This is a genomic window from Nostoc sp. UIC 10890 (assembly GCF_054786515.1).
Genome location: NZ_JBSGKF010000001.1, coordinates 6637476 through 6654689 on the forward strand (window position 1 = coordinate 6637476; position 17214 = coordinate 6654689).

Sequence of the window (17214 nt, forward strand, 5' to 3'; positions counted from 1 at the left end):
ATTTACACCCACCTACTTATCAATTAAAAATTTGCTTTCGAGAGTTTTTCAATTTGTCCGGTAAAGTATGCTTCCTCATGTTTGAGTTGTTGCGCCAGTTCTAACCCTTTTTGAAAAGCTGTTAGTGCTTGAGGAAACTCTTTGCGTTCTAGATACAATTGCCCAATTTGGTCATAAGCTTGCATCATTCCGTAAAAGTTGGCAGCTTGCGTCTGTGTCTGCACAAGAATTTGGCTAGCCTGCAAAGCCTCATCTGTTTGTCCTTGAGAACGGTACAGCGCAATTAGCTTCTGCAAAGCTTCACCGGCACGAGCATACTCCTGTAATTGCCAAGCAGTGGTATAAGCTTCTTGATAATTGTTAAAAGCTTCTAGCAGTAAGTTAGGATCTTTCTTGGCTAGAAGTTCGTAATCTGAGGCGATCGCTAGTTTTAATTCTGGTATTTCAGTAAGCTTATTCTCATTGATGTAAATTTCTACTAGTTTGTTAAGTACATTCAATGACTGCTGTGGTTGTTGGCTCTGCTCGTAGATGTAAGCTAGTCGTTGTAGATATGTTACCTCATTGACACGCTCACCTTGAGAAGTAGCTAAACTCAATAATTCTTCGTAGATTGGCGCAGCCTTGGGATAATCAAACCAACTCAAATGCAGTTCTCCAATTATTTTGAGGGTTTCTACGACGGCTGTTGTATCTTGTTGCTGTCGTATTACTAGCAAAATTTGGTCGTAAGCTTCCAGAGCTAGTTTAGGCGATCGCACATTTTGATAAGCTTGACCTAGCGATCGCCACAATTCTAAATCAATTGGGGCAGTTGTTTTCTGAGATTGGGTCTGCTTTTGAATCGCTTGCAATCGTTGAGTAATATATTGTACTTCTTGTCCGTCATTTTGATTCCAAGCGATCGCTCCAACTCGTGATAGTGCTTGCACCTCTGCTAATGAACCAAAAAATCGCCGCAAGCGTAATTCCCGGTTCCAAATTTCAAACGCCCCTACTTTATCCCCTGCTTGCAGTTTCGCCGCAGCTTCTTGATTTAACGCATCTAATGCTGGCTCTAACTTTTGTCGTTCTTGGAGAGTTAACGGCTGTTTATCTTTAGGCGATCGCGGTAGCAGTGGATCAGGTGTGGTAATCTCAAGAGGACTAGGAGGAAATTTATCCGGTGGTTTGGGCTTCTTACTCTGTGCCAGCGTCAAGGAACTGCTAAAGAGTATAGTGGCAGTAACGATTACAATTAAGCGCCTCAGCATGGGTACTTTACTTTGCCTTGAGTTGGTTACATAAGGTAATTCTACGATTCATCTAAAGCATCCTGATTTTTTACAGTTAGAGCATCCATCTTATATCTAATTCAATAATTGCGTAGGCAAAGCCGACCAAAGGTATCGCAGCCGGGATTTTTGAGTCGAGAAAGTGTCAAAATAATTCTAGATAATTTTTAAGCAACTAGTTAATCGTTTTGTAATGACTCATTCCACTGATATCGCCACCCTAGCCCGCTGGATGGCAGCTGACTTTAGCAATCAAGAACAAGCTTTTGAAAATCCACCTTTTTATGCCCATATCCGCGTCTGTATCCGTCCTCTTCCCTTGGAATTGTTCTCAGGGGTAAGTTTGTTTCTCGAACAAGCTTATGATTTTATGCTCAATCAACCCTACCGGATGCGGGTAATGAATTTGATACAGGCAGAAAACCACATTGCTATTGAACACTACACCGTTAAAGAAGAACAAAAATTTTACGGTGCATCTCGTGAACCCGAACGCCTCAAAGAGTTGTCTGTTGAGCAATTGGAAAAAATGTCAGGTTGCAACATGATTGTAGAGTGGACAGGTAAGAGCTTCAAAGGCAGAGTTGAACCTGGTAAAGGCTGCATAGTTGTACGTGACGGCAAAAATACTTATCTGGATAACGAATTTGAGATTGACGCTAAAGAATTTTTCAGCCTCGATAGGGGAAGAGATTTAGACACCGACGAGCGTCTCTGGGGTTCTATCGCCGGCCCCTTTCACTTTGTCCGTTGGAGTAATTTTGCTGATGAAGTAAAAGTTTAAAACTCATAACTCTAATCTGCTAAGAGTTATTTGTGCAGATAGTCAACCCGTCATTAGGATTTTCTAGCGATCGCCTAAAGACTACTAGAAACATCCAGTTAACCCACTATCTCTACCTCAGAATCCTATGCTATCATGGTTTAACTAGCGCCCAATGTCTACTAAAATATCTTAAAAAGATTAGAGTAGTTCCGGGAATCCCGCTGTGGCGGCATAGCCAAGTGGTAAGGCAGAGGTCTGCAAAACCTCCACCCCCGGTTCAAATCCGGGTGCCGCCTTAAGGCTTTCAGCCTTTTAGGACAGTCAAAAACCAAATAAAAAGCTTTTTTGATATTCAAAGTGATATTCAAAGCCTTCTGGTTAACCCCAGGAGGTTTTTTATTTGACTGATTTAGTATATCCAGACCAATATCCAACTTGACATTCTTATTTATATACGGAGCATTTTATGGCAAACAAAAAACTACCTGTAACCCTCGATGAACATATCTTCAGTAAGCTCAAATCTCTTTCAAAAGCTAATAACCTTACAATGGCTGCCCAAATCCGATACCTCATCCTTCAGGCAACTACGGAAGGACATTAAAGACCTCAGCGATCGCCAAGATAAGACCACGAAAGCCCTAGAACGCATAGAAGCTTCCCTGACTGAACAGACTCAGGTTATTAACTTCATAGCCCAGCATTTGATTAACCAAGATAACTACTAAGAACTACTGAAGGAACTAAAATAATGGAACAGATTAATATTGATACCAATGGGGTTCTGGCTAACCTAAGAGCCGATTTGGAGGCTGAACAAGCTAAATATAATGCCAAGTTAGCAGAAATAAAGGCTAAGGAAGCTGAGGCGGTACAAGCTAGACAGAAGCGCCAACAGAGTCAAGAACTGACCAGCCGAACAGCTAACTTATTAGTTCAGAAGTCCATCGAGAATAATAACTTGGACTCTAAGACTTACCGGGCTGTCTATGAAAGAACTTTTAACATTTATGGTCAACAAAAAGCCCAAGAGTTATTTGTTTCCTCTGTTATTTCCATGTTGTCTCATAAGCATTATGGGGTTGAATCAAAGACCGCCAGATTTGGCAACGGGGGCTTGACCTGGAATGCAAAGTCATTTAATAGTCCCAAGGAACTTTATCAAGCTATCCTTACTACCCTACACGGCGAAGAGGGGTCAGACTTTGACCCATTGGGCGGTTCTGAATGGTTTGATGTTGTCCTTGATTCCATCTTTGAAGACCCAACTTACTTACCTTGCGAGGCTACTTTGGCTGATAGATTTCCTCTGTATGTTCAGGGGCTTGTAGCTGTAAATAAGATGTCTCAGACTAACCCGGTAGAACTACCTGATGCGGCTGATTTAACAGTCGATGACCTTATTTATCTCCAAGGTTTATTTGGGGCTTACTAGAACGCACAGAGCATTTAATATCCTTAAATATCCTCCCCAGTGTCTTAAGGCTACTGGGGATTCTTTATGGTTTCTAGGGGTGTATTAGGTCAGCCTAAAATACCACAATGATTGTACAAGGGTTAACCCCACCATATCAAAGGCGATTAAGTTAACTTTCTATCCTATCTCCCCCTCTTGCTTGGTATGACACCAGATACCATTATTTAGTATCAAGTTGGATCTGACAATATATATATGAGTAAGACAAGAGGGATACACCGATGAAAGTAAGAAGACAGAACGCACAGCAAACACTCAGATTATCTCTGGATACACAAGCAAAGTTGGTAGCTTTGGGTGATAAAAGACAGCAGCCCATCTCAGAGATTATTAGGGAAGCGATCGCTCAATACCTTGAGAACAACAACTAAGATACTTAACCAACCCAAGGAACAGACAAATGGCTTATTCAGTAGCAGAAATGACCGAGATGACCAAGGCGGCAAAGGAACTAGCGAAAGTAAACCCTACCTATGATGGGGCTGAGTTCTGGCAGGATCTCTCATTTGAGTTATCTGATGATGAAATGAAAGCCAAGTATCCCATGTATAACCCTGAAGATTGGGATTGGTTCTATAAGTTTGAGGAGGAAGATTATAGGGCGCTTGAGGAATGGGAGAAGATGCTAGCGACCCTCGATGAAGCTAGGGCACTAGGACTATTAGAGAACCCCTAGACATCAAAAAGGCAACCAGTAACCAGCTAGTTGCCCCAAAGACCAAAGGAGTATTCAAAGTACACAGATAACCCAAGGATTTAAATAATGACTTTCAAATAACCAAAGAAACTAATAATGACTCTTAATAACCCTAATCAGTCAAACTTCTATTCTATCCCCCTCTCTTTAGTGGTGTCATACCAGATACCACTATTTTAGTATCAAGATAAGGATAATCTAGAATCCTTGTATTATCCCCCTCTCTACCCTGGGATGATACCAGATACCATCAAGAATATCCAGATACCTTAAATACTTCTAAATACCTCTAAAATATCTAATAATATCCTATCTCTCTCTTGTTAATGGTATCATACCAGATACCATAAAATATGATACCAAATAGAAAACCCAGGTATTACCTGGGAATAAGTAGGGATAGTATAAGTATTAATGGCTACTCTGATGCGGATAGTTGAGCCTCTATTTTATCTAGTCTGTCTAAAATGGTAAGCTGGGCGGCTGGATAGCCCCCTAGAGCCTCTTGAATAGCCTCTAGGATTAGTTGATGCTGAGACTTACCTGTAATAGCTTTGGCGGCTTCTAGTAACCCTTTAACATCTTCTGGGAGTCTGAGTAATGTTGTGTACTTTTTCATAATCATTCAACTATATAACTATATATCATTATACCCTGATATCTTTAGAATGTCATTTTTATCCTGCGATATCTAGATTATGGTATCTGGTATCATACCACAGTTAAGAGGGGGATAAAATAAGGATTCCAGTAAAGCACTAATAATCCATAGATACAACTCTATAGTAACCATAGGATATTTCTATGATTTATTTCTTAGTGGTATCTGGTATCATACCATCCAACAGAGGGGGGTGAAAGTAAAACCTAAGTACAGCAAGGGTTTCACAACTAACCTTAGATACCACCCCCGATCTGACAGATTATATATAACATGGTATCATGGTATCATACCAAATATAAGTGGGGGATAGGATAGAAAATGGCTAACATGACTCTTAGATTGACTGAAGAACTAGAACAACAGATCAAGGCAGTTATACAAACAACTGGCTCAAGTAAACACCAGTTCATCATAGACGCGATTAAGGATTCACTATCGGGCAAGGTCTACCAGTCCCTAGATGCTGCACAACAAATCAAAGAACAACTAGACAGTAACAGACCTATCACAGAGGCAGCCTTAGACATCCAGAACGCCCTTGATATGCTACAGGGTCAGATTCATAAACTTAGTGAAGAAAACAGAGCCATCAGGGAAGAACTAACCAAGAAAAAAGAGGAGCCAGAGCATCAGTTTAAGGTAGGTCATGAAGTAACCAAGCAATCCACTATCCGATTTTCAATACTAAATGCCAGCTATGCCATTGAACAACAATGGAGCGCCAACAACAGCAAGCGAACTGACACCTACAGATACCACCCGGATTTAGGTATCATCACTAGAGAAGGTAAGACCAAGACAGGCAGAAAATCCTTCTGGATTGAAGAAGTCGGCATAGAAGAGATGGATATAAGCCCAGATGGTAACTTCCGCAGCCCACTAGGTAACTGGGGTTATGATAAGGAAGTCTGGGCAGCAGAAGAAGAAGAAGTCGCAGCTAACCGAGGTAGAGGTAAAGATCCCTACAGATATCAGGCAAGTGAAGATGAGGAACTTGTAGAGGATTTAGTCTTCGATATAACCCCCGAATATCTACACGAGACTTACGAGATCCCCCACAAAGAACTAGCGACCCATATTGGGTTAGACATTAATATTGAGGGAGTTTGGACGCGCTTTATTAAAGATTCTAATACTAACATCTGGATGAAGAAGGGCTACTACCGAGCCATCGACTATGCCTCAAAAGTTAAAGTAACCAACTAATAAGGACAGGGCTACCCATGTAGCCCATAATCCCTACCTAATAAGTATTTGAGGCTCGACAGTCACCTTAAGAAATGCTAAAATAGTAGTTGAAACCACAGAGGTCACTTGGTTATTTTCTAGGGTTTTTTACATGAGGGATGGTCTTTAGGACTTCATCAATAATGTGTAACTGGTCATCAGTATATGCATAGGATTTGTTCTTATAGTCACCTGCTGGGCCTTTACGGTTCACTCGACGCGGCTTAGTACCATAAGTTTCCACAAATAACTTAGCTACCCTTACGGCTAACAGGTGGAAATCGCCTTTAGATACTGCGATGTTCTCGCGCTCTAGGTACTCATTAAGGGTTACTAAGAACCTAGCTTCCTCTCTGTCAAACTTGATATTGGTTGGCTCTGCGGTGGTCAGGTGGTAACTATGCTCTTTCTTGATGAGGTCTTCAAGGCGATCGAGGATTTGCCGCTTGGTGAGGTTTTCCAATAGTATTACCTCGACTCCCTTATTAGTTGATGTAGGAATATTTAAATAAACTTGCATGATTTTAGTGTTCTCTTATTACTTAGCTTTATTAGGTACTTGATTAGACCAAGACATACCTAATATTAGCTAGGTTAACCCACTATGTCCACATAGGGGCATATAAGGAAGCCTTATTCCATAATCAATAATCCCCTAAAAGTGCATATTCCCCTTATATCCCTGCGATCGCCACAAAGTACCTCAAAGGGACTTCCTTAAGGACTAAATGAGTATACAGACAAGACCAAAGTCCCAAGGATAACCAATGACCCAGTTACCAGCTATTCTAAAGGCAGCTACACCTAGACAGAAATCCATATACCGCCTACTGACCCCTGAGCAAAGACAGAGGCTCATAAAAGTCCTAGAGCGCAAAAAAGCTGCATCTAGGGCACAACGGAGGGTCAAGTAATGGCTAATAAGAAATCCTGTGTAGTCGAGTTGCTACCAGATGACATCAGGGAAGCTGTAGACGCACAGCTAGCTAAAAGCATCCCAGCACCAGCGATCGCCAAATGGTTAGTCGCCAGAGGACATAAGGTAACAGCTAGGCAGATTTATGGCTATAAGGATAAGACATTACCCAAGGCTACCCTAACTGCCCCAGTAGACCCTAACAGCTATGATGACCTATCGGACTCAGACAAACTCAAGGGGCTACTGAAGACCACCTTGTATACTGTGGATGTCCTGAGTGATTCCTTTAAGGACACTGGCGACTTAAGTACCGCTAGGGCACTACGAGAAATGATCGAGACTGCATCGGGGCTTCTGAAGTACCGACTACAGTATGACCAGCCTGACCCGGTGACTCATGTAACCTTCAGTATTGGAAGCCTAGAGGAATCAATGGGGCTTCCTGATGATACCTGGAGCAACCAGTCGCACAACGGGAATGATTAGGGAAATCTACCCGATGATTGAGTAAACCCTATGGAATCCCTCAGAATACCTCAGAATACCCCTAGAATCCCTTAGAGACACAAACGCCTCTAGGGGATTTTTGATGCCCCTGTAGCCCCTTGTAGCCCTGCGATCGCCATTAGTGATGTTTCATCACTAACCAAGGGATACCGAACTTATTACCAGATTATCCGGTATTTACCGAGTGCTAAAGCCTTATCTGACAAGCCATGTAGCGATTTGGAGGCTTTGTTTTTCCTAGTGCCATTTTACTACCTACAAAGCCTTACAGAATAAGTGTTTGGCAGCTTCGGAGGCTCTTATTTGCCTACCTGATTACCAGAGGATTCCAAGCGACAAAACATCGCTTTCTATTGGCTCCTTTGGAAACCTAGCGATCGCCAGAGTGCAACTGAAGTGAACTGGGAAGCTGTAGGTAACTATCCCTACCCTGTAAGCATCCTGGGGATTTCAAGGGTCATTTAGCTGCACCTAGACGCATTGGGACTTTAGTGACTCTAGTAGTAAATATTACGGCTTTACAAGAATCCCCAGTAAAAGCCGGAAAACAAGCTTTTAGTTATTTGACTGAATAAGAGTACATAAGCATTACCTCATAATGCAAAACCCTATGAGTAGTTACCAGCTACCCACAGGGCGATCAATAAAACACTTATCTTTTTAAATAACTTGTATGTCCATTATAACACATCTAGCGCTCAATGGTGCTAGTAGAAACTCTGATTATTTCAGGGACTCATGGGAATCCCGGTTAGCCTGTGGTAACTCATGGGAATATAGCCTAACTGAGCATCTGAAGACTCAAGGGTTAGACCGAGTTTATCAAGTAGACCACCACATGACCCACAGGGCGGTTTATGGGAGTTACAGGGCTGACCCGGATAACTGGCGATCGCGGAGTCAGTCTAAGCTAGCCCAAGACTTGTACTCAAAGTACCAAAGGGACATCCGAGTTATCCACAATGGCAAAGGTTACAACTTAGAGGTCAAGTCCAAATCAGGCATCTTTGAAAACCATAACATACTGGTAGGCGGTATTACAACCAGATGGGCCAGATACAAGTTCCCTGTTCACTTCATAGTTGCCATCGATCGCACCACGGGGGAAGCCAGGGTAACAGAGGCGGATAGGCTAACCAGAGAGACTAGCTGGCTAAGAGTCAAGTCCCAGGAGTTATCCTACGCAGTCCCCAGGCATTTATTTAAACCCCTGGATAGCTGGCTAGACTTCATTAGAGAGGTATAAACAACTAATAAACCCCCGGATCATTCCAGGGGTTCTTCATAGGTTAACCAGTTTACTAAAGTTCTGGTAGAGTCAAGGGCACTGTATTACCCGCATAGTGCTTCAGTATTATCTCAGGGCTGTTACCAACTAACTTAGCTACTGTGGAGACTGTTAACCCCTCAGCCAGCATTAAAGTAATAAAGGTGTGCCGGGTGTTATAGGGGCATCGGTAGCGCTCTATTTTACCAGCATCTAATAACCCTTGCATAACCCCATTGTAGTTTTTATTACTTGTCCTACCACCCTTCCAGACCTGAGTAGAGAATCGGGTATTACTGATTATTCCCCCAGTGGGACTAGTGAACACCTGAGATTCTAGATTAATATCCTGGGGTCTAATGGATAACAACAGTTCCCTAACTTGGGCATTACAGGGGAACTTTCTAGCCTTACCAGTTTTAGTCCCTTTCCTAATATTTAACTGGCTATCATAGGATTCACAGAAGTTAATATGTGTGCATTCAGAGTTTATATGTTTCCACTGTAGGGCGATCGCTTCCCCTGTTCTACAACCAGTCCAGAATAGGAACTTGACAAAGGGGGCATAGTGGGGCCGGGTATCCTCAAATGCTTTGATAATGATATTCATTTCTGCCTTACTGAAAGGGTCGATGGCATCTGAATCATGCTTAGGTAGCTTGATATCCTCTGACATCCCGGCAAATGGATTATCCTTAGCCAGTCCTGACCCCATAGCCCATTTACAGCAGGCAGCTAGGTAAGTTAGTACTCTCTTGGCAGCATTAGGGGATAGCTGGGATAACAGGTGATCTCTGATTGTGATCGCCTGGGTTAAGTCCTTTGTAGGTAGCCCCTTAATATGATTAGTGTACTTTCTGGCATAATCGCGCCGATATGTGGTGGAGGCTAGCTGTGGTTTCATATATGCACAGTATTGCTCCCATAGCCCCATGATGTCTGTCTGAGGAGTCCTGGGGCTAACCAGGGTTAACTGAGGTTTCTTATAGCTCTCTAGTTTCTCTTTGTATCGCTCAAGGGTTGGGTCAAGCTGCCCTGTGATTATCTCTTCCTCTATCCAGTTAGCCACTGAATCTACACGCCGCCGATTAATCTCATTAGCATCTAACCCAGTGCTGATGAATGCTTGTTTACCCTGTGGTGTTACTGACCGAGGTAGTCGGAGCCTAAACTTACCCCGGAACTCCTCAACACCTACATTACCCCTGGCTGTCCTAGCTGTCTTGGCTATACCCATCTGAATATCATTAACCTCTATCTCCCTATGATGATATTCATTTTGATATTCAAAGTCAAGCGATTATTGCTATATTGTTGACTGCATGGGCACTTTTAGGGCTAAAAGGTAGACACTACCGGTCTGCAAAACCTCCACCCCCGGTTCAAATCCGGGTGCCGCCTTTATTGATAAATAAGTGTTACAGGGCTTTAAAGCCCTTTTTTAATGGGAGTCATAGGGCTTATTTCCAGAGCCTTTCAATATTTTTGGGGTAATTTTGGGTAAAGAACTGGGGTAAAACTGGGGTAAAAATGTAAGGAGTGGTCTGTCAATAAATAATTGATGGATAAATTCCTTGTAGAGACGGCGATTTATCGCGTCTCTCTAACCGTCAAAATGAATTTGACAGACTAGTACCGCAAGGCGGAATTAAAAATTAAAAATTAAAAATGAAGACAGCGTAAGGGTTTTGTTGATTGGGAATGGGTGGTTTATTTACGCCGTGCTGTACTAGTAGAGGTTTTTACCCCAATAGGTATTTCTGGGGTAAGTTGGAAGGGTAACTGCCCTCTGCCTTTCCTGATAATTTTTTTGACAGCAATTTGAATTTTGCAGTATTCAACCAGCATTACAGAATGTTATGGTTTGGGCGATCGCACTAAGGAGAAATACCAGAGTATGATCTGCGATCGCAGTTCCCTTGTTAGCGATTAAATATCAAGCATTCCCAGGGTATATTGCAAGTTTTTTAGCTCAATTTCAATACATCATCCAGTTTTAGAGGAATGAAAATTGCGATCGCTTATTCCCGTTGCTTCTAAATCTTTATCGAAGGTACGATCATCACAAGAGTTCATCCCAAAAGCATCGCAGGTGTAAGATTATCTATATTTAGATGCGTCCACTCCCTAAATCCTAAAGATGCAACTTGAATCCTGATAGCTTATTCTTTTGTTATCCAAATACTAAGGATGCTTTAGATGGTTGCCCAAATCCAAGAACTTGAAGCGCAGCACTGGGTTAAAACTCGTTCTTCCCTCGACTCTAGCGAATCGACTTTCCTGATTTGGAAAGGCAAAATTTATGCCTTTATCCCCGGCGAAAAAAGACAACTTCTGTTTAAGATCCTGGGATTGAGTGTTAGCCGGTGTATTCCCACAGCAGAGGGTAGTTGGGATTTTACTTCCAGGGAATTAACTTACTACCTCAACCCAAAAACAGATGAGGTTTTATCAAAATGGGAGAATCCTTGGACAGGCGAGACAGTTCCGGTGATTCACGTTGCCAATAATCCAGTGCAGGGAAAGTTTGAGGGAAATTTCCCCGCACAAGTAGATGGTGATAGCACAACCTTTGTTTTTGATATATTTCCCTATTACCCCAACCCCCTAGCAGACGATCGCAAATTTGCTGAATATAGCCCAAATCCAATTTATCAGGCGGCGGAATTGTTTAAATTAACTGTGCCAACCGCAGATTTATTCAATCCAGCACTTAAATCAGTTTCTGAACTAAAACTTAGTTGGGATCGCATTGGTCAATGGCTTCCCTGGATGAAAATGGGCGATCGCCCTGGTCAATTGATCTATAGTGCTGTTGGCAGCAAAGTCAATGGTTTAACAGAACTACCCCCACTGCTGCAAGACGAAATTAATAACCGTATTCCTCTATATAAACAAGCCCCAAAAGAATTGATAGATGGAGAAGATATGACTTCCTGGTTATACTTCCAAAAGCACTTTCCAGCTTACTTGGCTGGTGAAATCTTCCCGCTTCCCCAAGCAGAAGAATTGTAACCTCTTGGCGATCGCTGAATTGGGGATTGGAGACAAGCAGATAAGGCAACTAGTAGTTCGCCAAGTTCACTTGGCGGGGTAAAGGGGAAGGGGGAATGGGGGAATGGGTAAAGGGTTTAAATCCCTTACCCTTTTTCCTTTACCCTTTCCCCAGTCCTCACAAGCGCATTTTTGGGTTGGCAAACTACTAGAGAAATAACCTAATCCCCAATCCCCAATTCCCAATTCACTCTTCACCTGAACAATCAAATAGATGTAAACCTAACCGTTGGGAAAGTTCTTCACACACTTTTACCCCCCGGACACTGTTACCACGCACATCCAGCAACGGCGAAAAAACTCCAATGCCCATCTTATTGGGTACAACTGCCATAATCCCGCCAGTAACACCGCTTTTCGCCGGAAACCCTATTTTGTAAGCCCACTCACCTGCAAAGTTATACATCCCACAGGTATACATAACGCTCAAAATATCTTTGATGTAACGCTTATCTACCGCCCGTTCTTTGATGATGGGATTAATCCCTCTGTTTGCAAGGGTGGCCGCCATTACTGCTAAGTCTTGGCAATTCACCATCACAGCACACTGCTGGAAATAAAGATCCAGCGCCTCTTCAATGTTCCGGTCAATCATGCCAAAGTTAAGCATCAGATGTGCCATTGCGCGGTTCCGATGTCCTGTACTCCGTTCTGAGGTAAAAACTGAAATGTCAACGAATACGTCCCGGCCAATATATCGCCGAAACATATCTAGCACTCGGTTGAGGCGTTCGGTGGGGCCGGAACCTTTAATTAAGCTAGTGGTTGCGATCGCTCCAGCATTTACCATTGGATTATAAGGTCGCTTCGATTGCTCATCCAAAATAATCGCGTTGAATGCATCCCCTGTCGGTTCCACGCCAACTCTAGTCAAAACATAATCCCGTCCATGATCTTCTAAGGCCAGTCCATAAGCAAACACCTTGGAAATTGACTGAATCGTAAAAAGTTGTTCGTAGTCCCCAACGTTGTAAACCTGACCATCTACTGTCACTATACAAATGCTGAACGAGTCTGGGTTTGCCTTTGCCAGTTCGGGAATGTATTTCGCTACTGCACCCTCCCGTAGCGACTTGTACTGGGAATGCAACTCGTTGAGAACAGCTAATAATGGCGATGGTTCTATTTCTAAATCTCCTTGATTTGTCATTAGGCTGATAGCATTTCCAAAATACTCACTATATATAGTAGGGGTGCAGCTGTACATCCCTAGATTTACAAAGATTTTGTCAAAAACAGCTTGCTCTAAAAAATCATACTTGAGCAATTACTGAGGGCAGAAAATATAGATTGTATTTTTTAATACATATAAAATCTTTTGTCCAAGCGATCGCGAAGTTTTCTTAACTTTTGAGTCATTAATCCTGAAAAATATTAAGTTGAGTATCCTCCTTTTTTTTATACTCAGCAATACTATACGTAAAAGTAATATTTATTACTAAGCTAAGTCTAGTTATGGAGAACAAAAGTGATGATTAATGTAAGTAGAAAAAACTTAGAAACAAGATATTAAACTCAAACTAATTTACATAGTTATTTCAGATGTAACTCATATCACGACTTATTCATAGTTAAATCTAAATATTTGATTAAATAAATGATTTTAAGCATTTATGCCGATGCTATTTAATTAAAGTTATATTATGTTCTTATAGGAAATCTTCAAAAAAGATGTGATATAGAATACACGGAGAGTTACGAGCCTTTAGAACCGATGTGAATGGGGTATCGTCACTTTAGCGTGAAATAAACGTAAAGTTTTTTTAAGAAATTTTTGACTTGCCGAAAAAAACGTTACATAGCCAAAGTCCTCATTTGAGAAAGGTTTCACCCTTAAAATTGGAATTGGAATTTGAGAAAGGGGCCGATAGTTACGCTAAAACCCTGATCCCCAAGCTAAAAGGTTCGTGTTAGTCTGTTGCAGTTAAGAATAACAAAGTGAAAACGGAACGAGTTCGAGTTTATCAAAAGGGAAATCACTTTCATTAGTGAAAAATCCCGCAAGTTATAAAACTTTAAGTTCTACAGTCGCTTTCAAAAACGGACGCATGAATCAAAGACATTTGTGGACTATTGTTACCCTGTTTCTGACTGTTTTGGGAATCCCCTCAGTCGGTTGCACTCAAACCACCAAGGGAAATGCGCTAGCATCGCAAAAATCACCCGCCCCTGATGTGGTTAAGGTGGGAGAGTACCAATCCAGAGCAGGGAAACAAACCTTGGATGCTGTGATTACAGAAATTCATCCTCACGACATTAAAGGACGTAAGGCGGCAACCCTTTTTATCAGAAATATACCTGTTCTAACCTTTTTGAGTTCTGTATCAAATACAAATCTTGAAACGAAAAAAGTTGGTCAAATTGGAAATACTGGGGGCGTACAAAGGTACGCCCTTATTGCTAGCAATTCATCAAATACACTGAATGCTGGCAACGTCACAGATGTGAGTAACCAGATTAGTTACGGTGACAATGACCCGGTTCAGATAGCTGGTGTCATAGCAGCTAAGATCAACCAGTTGAATCGGGAAAATGTGGACGGGAGTAAGATTACCGTAAGCTGGAAAGCAGGGGAAAAATCTACTGGCAATCAAGCGCAAAACAAAAGCGCTCCCCTCCGGCAAAATAGCGATCGCTATGTAATCAAAATTAATGGCGAAGAATTGGTCGAAATCAACGAAGGTACGCGACTAGCAGATAGCACCAACAATCTGGCGCAAGATGCATTGCAAGCAACCAATCGCCTGCGGAGGCTATTAGGTAATGCATCTCCCCTAAAAGAGATTGCGAATATGCCAGTGCGTCAACCAATATCAATGCCAAAGCAGCCTCAACAGATTGCCGTCGGCTCGGTGCGAGCCACCTTGAGAGGTATAGCTTCTTTTTATGGCTATGACTTTGCTGGTAATCGCACTGCTAGCGGTCAGAGATTTAACCCTGAAGGAATGACTGCCGCTCATCGCAGCTTACCCTTTGGTACAAAAGTCCGTGTAACCAACACCCGCAATGGTCGTTCTGTAGTGCTACGGATTAATGATCGAGGCCCATTCATTCGGGGTCGAATCATTGATGTGTCTACTGGCGCGGCTCGAGTTTTGGGAATGATGGGCAGTGGCATAGCACCAGTGCGTGTTGAAGTTTTGGGGAAATAATCTAGGGACTGGGGACTGGGGACTGGGAAGACAAAGAGAAGAACCATAGCCAATCCCTAATACCCAGTCCCCAGTCCCTAATACCCATTCCCAGTTCCGTATCACTTAATTCCCCTAGTTCAATCATCTCTTCCCTCTATTTCAGATATAAACTAACGGGGGAGGGATCGATAAGAACTAGGGGTATTTTTGTGCGCCTGCTGACAACAGTCGCAGCTTTACGCTGCTATTTAACTAAACGCTACTCAGAAAACAAGCTGATTACGGTTACTGAGGATCTGAGACTAGATGAGATAACTGGCTGGTATCAGACGGCAGTCGGTCTGGTGCCAACGATGGGGAATTTACATCAAGGTCATTTAAGCTTAATCCAACGGGCGCGGCAAGAAAATTCTACGGTGATTGTGAGTATTTTCGTCAATCCTCTGCAATTTGCTCCCAATGAGGATTTTCAACGCTACCCCCGCACTTTAGAGCAAGACCAACAACTTTGCGAACAAGCTGGGGTAGATGCTATTTTTGCACCGACTCCGGAAGATATGGCAGTTCCCCAGAAGAGTATACAAGAATCAAAAGTTACACAAGTTATCCCCCCATCTGCTATGATAACAGGCTTGTGTGGTCGTTCTCGGCTAGGTCACTTTCAAGGTGTCGCTACGATTGTGACCAAACTTTTCAACTTGGTACAGCCTGACCGTGCCTACTTTGGTCAAAAGGATGGTCAGCAATTGGCAATTATTAAACGCTTAGTAGCTGATTTAAATTTGCCAGTAGAAATTGTTGCTTGTCCAACAGTGCGAGAAGGGTCGGGTCTTGCCTTCAGTTCTCGTAATCAATATTTGACTGCAACGGCAAAAGAGGAAGCAGCGGTATTATATCGCGGCTTACGACGAGCGGAAGCCGCATTCATTGCAGGCGATCGCGATCGCGACAAGTTGATAGCAGTGGTACAGCAAGAAGTGGCAATGGTCAGCACGGTCTCAGTGGAATATATTGAATTGGTTGAACCGACTACATTGATGTCTTTAGAAAAAGTTGAGGAGGAAGGAATGTTGGCGATCGCAGCTCGTCTTGGTGCTACACGTTTGATTGACAATACGATATTGCGCGATCGTCAACCCATTATCGCCATTGATGGCCCAGCCGGTGCTGGAAAATCCACTGTGGCGCGGCAAGTGGCAGCAAACCTGGGTTTAGTGTATTTAGATACAGGAGCAATGTACCGTGCTGTCACTTGGTTAGTATTGCAAAAGGGAATTGCGATTGATGATGAGTGTGCGATCGCTGAATTAACTAGCCAGTGTAAAATCGAACTTACTCCTAACCAGGATTTACAATCTTCTGTGCGGGTTTGGATTGACGGTACTGATGTTACCCAGGCAATTCGCACCATTGAAGTCACATCTCAAGTATCTGCGATCGCGGCACAAAGCGCTGTCCGTCAAGCACTGGTTAAACAGCAGCAAAACTGGGGTAAAAGAGGTGGTTTAGTAGCTGAAGGTCGGGATATCGGTACTCATGTTTTTCCCGACGCCGAAGTGAAAATCTTCTTAACCGCTTCTGTGAGTGAACGCGCCCGTCGCCGCCAGCAAGACTTTCACAAACAAGGTCAGCCCGAAGTTAGTTTAGAGCAGCTAGAACACGACATTGCCGAACGTGACTGGAAAGATAGTACACGCAAAGTTTCTCCTTTGCAAAAAGCAGCCGATGCGATCGAAGTTGTAACCGACGGGTTGAACACTTTTGAAGTAACAGCACAAATCGTTAATTATTACCAGCAGCATTTATCTCAGTAGTAATCGCCGCTATTTGCTGTTAGTTTTTTAGTTTCAAAGGGTGGTGGGTGAGTGATTATTCACTTACCATCCTCAAAACTTGCATTTTAAAACAAAATCGATAATTTGACTATTGGCTATGTTTCTTGTAAATGAATATTTGTACTATAGATTTTATATTTATTTAAATAATTAACTCATCTCGCTTGCGACTGATTTCTCACATCGCAATTAATCCTACTAAAGGTGGAAGTATGAAAGCTTAAATTGCTAAATGCTAATTAATTATTGGCTTTTTTTCTATGAAATATTAGCCATTTTTATTTATAGTCATGAATTGCTAGCGATTTGACTTATCACCGAAGTACTTTGTTTTCGTATTCACTTTGGTAGTAGAATGACGATGTTAAGTTTTATGTTCCATCATTAAAGACA

The 17214-nt window shown here is 42.4% G+C and carries 16 protein-coding genes and 1 tRNA gene; 12 read left to right on the forward strand and 5 right to left on the reverse strand.

From position 1 onward, the window contains the following. Positions 1-23: 23 nt before the first annotated feature. Positions 24-1253 carry a tetratricopeptide repeat protein gene (locus tag ACWATR_RS27400; RefSeq protein ID WP_460339188.1) on the reverse strand — a complete coding sequence of 410 codons (1230 nt, stop codon included), beginning with the start codon at positions 1251-1253 and terminating at the stop codon, positions 24-26. Positions 1254-1467: 214 nt separating this feature from the next. On the opposite strand from ACWATR_RS27400, the gene ACWATR_RS27405 reads away from it, so the two are divergent. The 6 genes from ACWATR_RS27405 (at position 1468) to ACWATR_RS27430 (ending at position 4193) form a co-directional block, all read left to right on the forward strand. Further along, positions 1468-2058, forward strand: coding sequence for a chromophore lyase CpcT/CpeT (locus ACWATR_RS27405; RefSeq protein ID WP_181928984.1), 591 nt, complete (start codon positions 1468-1470; stop codon positions 2056-2058). Positions 2059-2265: 207 nt separating this feature from the next. Next, positions 2266-2336: transfer RNA gene (locus tag ACWATR_RS27410), tRNA-Cys, on the forward strand. 201 nt (positions 2337-2537) lie between these two features. Continuing rightward, complete coding sequence (locus tag ACWATR_RS27415) at positions 2538-2768, forward strand: hypothetical protein (RefSeq protein ID WP_460339190.1); 231 nt, start codon at positions 2538-2540, stop codon at positions 2766-2768. Positions 2769-2791: 23 nt separating this feature from the next. After that, positions 2792-3475, forward strand: a complete 684-nt coding sequence (locus tag ACWATR_RS27420) for a hypothetical protein (protein ID WP_460339192.1) — start codon at positions 2792-2794, stop codon at positions 3473-3475. A gap of 263 nt (positions 3476-3738) precedes the next feature. Continuing rightward, entirely contained in the window at positions 3739-3888 is a 150-nt protein-coding gene (locus ACWATR_RS27425; RefSeq protein WP_460339194.1) for a ribbon-helix-helix protein, CopG family, read from the forward strand. Between the two features lie 29 nt (positions 3889-3917). Continuing rightward, positions 3918-4193 carry a hypothetical protein gene (locus ACWATR_RS27430; protein ID WP_460339196.1) on the forward strand — a complete coding sequence of 92 codons (276 nt, stop codon included), beginning with the start codon at positions 3918-3920 and terminating at the stop codon, positions 4191-4193. Between the two features lie 439 nt (positions 4194-4632). Here the strand turns inward: ACWATR_RS27430 and ACWATR_RS27435 are convergent, their stop codons facing one another. Continuing rightward, positions 4633-4833 carry a hypothetical protein gene (locus ACWATR_RS27435; RefSeq protein ID WP_460339198.1) on the reverse strand — a complete coding sequence of 67 codons (201 nt, stop codon included), beginning with the start codon at positions 4831-4833 and terminating at the stop codon, positions 4633-4635. A 363-nt stretch (positions 4834-5196) separates the two neighbouring features. Between ACWATR_RS27435 and ACWATR_RS27440 the strand changes: the two genes are divergently transcribed. Then, entirely contained in the window at positions 5197-6084 is an 888-nt protein-coding gene (locus tag ACWATR_RS27440; protein ID WP_460339200.1) for a hypothetical protein, read from the forward strand. Between the two features lie 112 nt (positions 6085-6196). Here the strand turns inward: ACWATR_RS27440 and ACWATR_RS27445 are convergent, their stop codons facing one another. Then, positions 6197-6625, reverse strand: a complete 429-nt coding sequence (locus ACWATR_RS27445; RefSeq protein ID WP_460339202.1) for a hypothetical protein — start codon at positions 6623-6625, stop codon at positions 6197-6199. Positions 6626-7018: 393 nt separating this feature from the next. Between ACWATR_RS27445 and ACWATR_RS27450 the strand changes: the two genes are divergently transcribed. Together ACWATR_RS27450 and ACWATR_RS27455 are read left to right on the forward strand one after the other, a co-directional pair. Further along, positions 7019-7510 carry a hypothetical protein gene (locus ACWATR_RS27450; protein ID WP_460339204.1) on the forward strand — a complete coding sequence of 164 codons (492 nt, stop codon included), beginning with the start codon at positions 7019-7021 and terminating at the stop codon, positions 7508-7510. A 694-nt stretch (positions 7511-8204) separates the two neighbouring features. Next, positions 8205-8777 carry a hypothetical protein gene (locus ACWATR_RS27455; protein ID WP_460339207.1) on the forward strand — a complete coding sequence of 191 codons (573 nt, stop codon included), beginning with the start codon at positions 8205-8207 and terminating at the stop codon, positions 8775-8777. Positions 8778-8832: 55 nt separating this feature from the next. Here the strand turns inward: ACWATR_RS27455 and ACWATR_RS27460 are convergent, their stop codons facing one another. Next, positions 8833-10035, reverse strand: a complete 1203-nt coding sequence (locus ACWATR_RS27460; RefSeq protein WP_460339209.1) for a site-specific integrase — start codon at positions 10033-10035, stop codon at positions 8833-8835. Between the two features lie 962 nt (positions 10036-10997). Between ACWATR_RS27460 and ACWATR_RS27465 the strand changes: the two genes are divergently transcribed. Then, on the forward strand, positions 10998-11813 hold the full coding sequence (locus ACWATR_RS27465) for a DUF1838 domain-containing protein (protein WP_460339211.1): 816 nt from the start codon (positions 10998-11000) through the stop codon (positions 11811-11813). Between the two features lie 226 nt (positions 11814-12039). Here ACWATR_RS27465 and glsA read toward each other — a convergent pair whose 3' ends face one another. Beyond that, a complete protein-coding gene (gene glsA / locus ACWATR_RS27470; protein WP_460339213.1) occupies positions 12040-13002 on the reverse strand; it encodes a glutaminase A in 963 nt (320 codons plus the stop codon). Between the two features lie 898 nt (positions 13003-13900). Between glsA and ACWATR_RS27475 the strand changes: the two genes are divergently transcribed. Both ACWATR_RS27475 and ACWATR_RS27480 read left to right on the forward strand, forming a co-directional pair. Next, positions 13901-15004 carry a septal ring lytic transglycosylase RlpA family protein gene (locus ACWATR_RS27475; protein ID WP_460339215.1) on the forward strand — a complete coding sequence of 368 codons (1104 nt, stop codon included), beginning with the start codon at positions 13901-13903 and terminating at the stop codon, positions 15002-15004. Positions 15005-15195: 191 nt separating this feature from the next. Then, positions 15196-16800, forward strand: a complete 1605-nt coding sequence (locus ACWATR_RS27480) for a bifunctional pantoate--beta-alanine ligase/(d)CMP kinase (protein WP_460339217.1) — start codon at positions 15196-15198, stop codon at positions 16798-16800. The last annotated feature ends 414 nt before the right edge of the window (positions 16801-17214 follow it).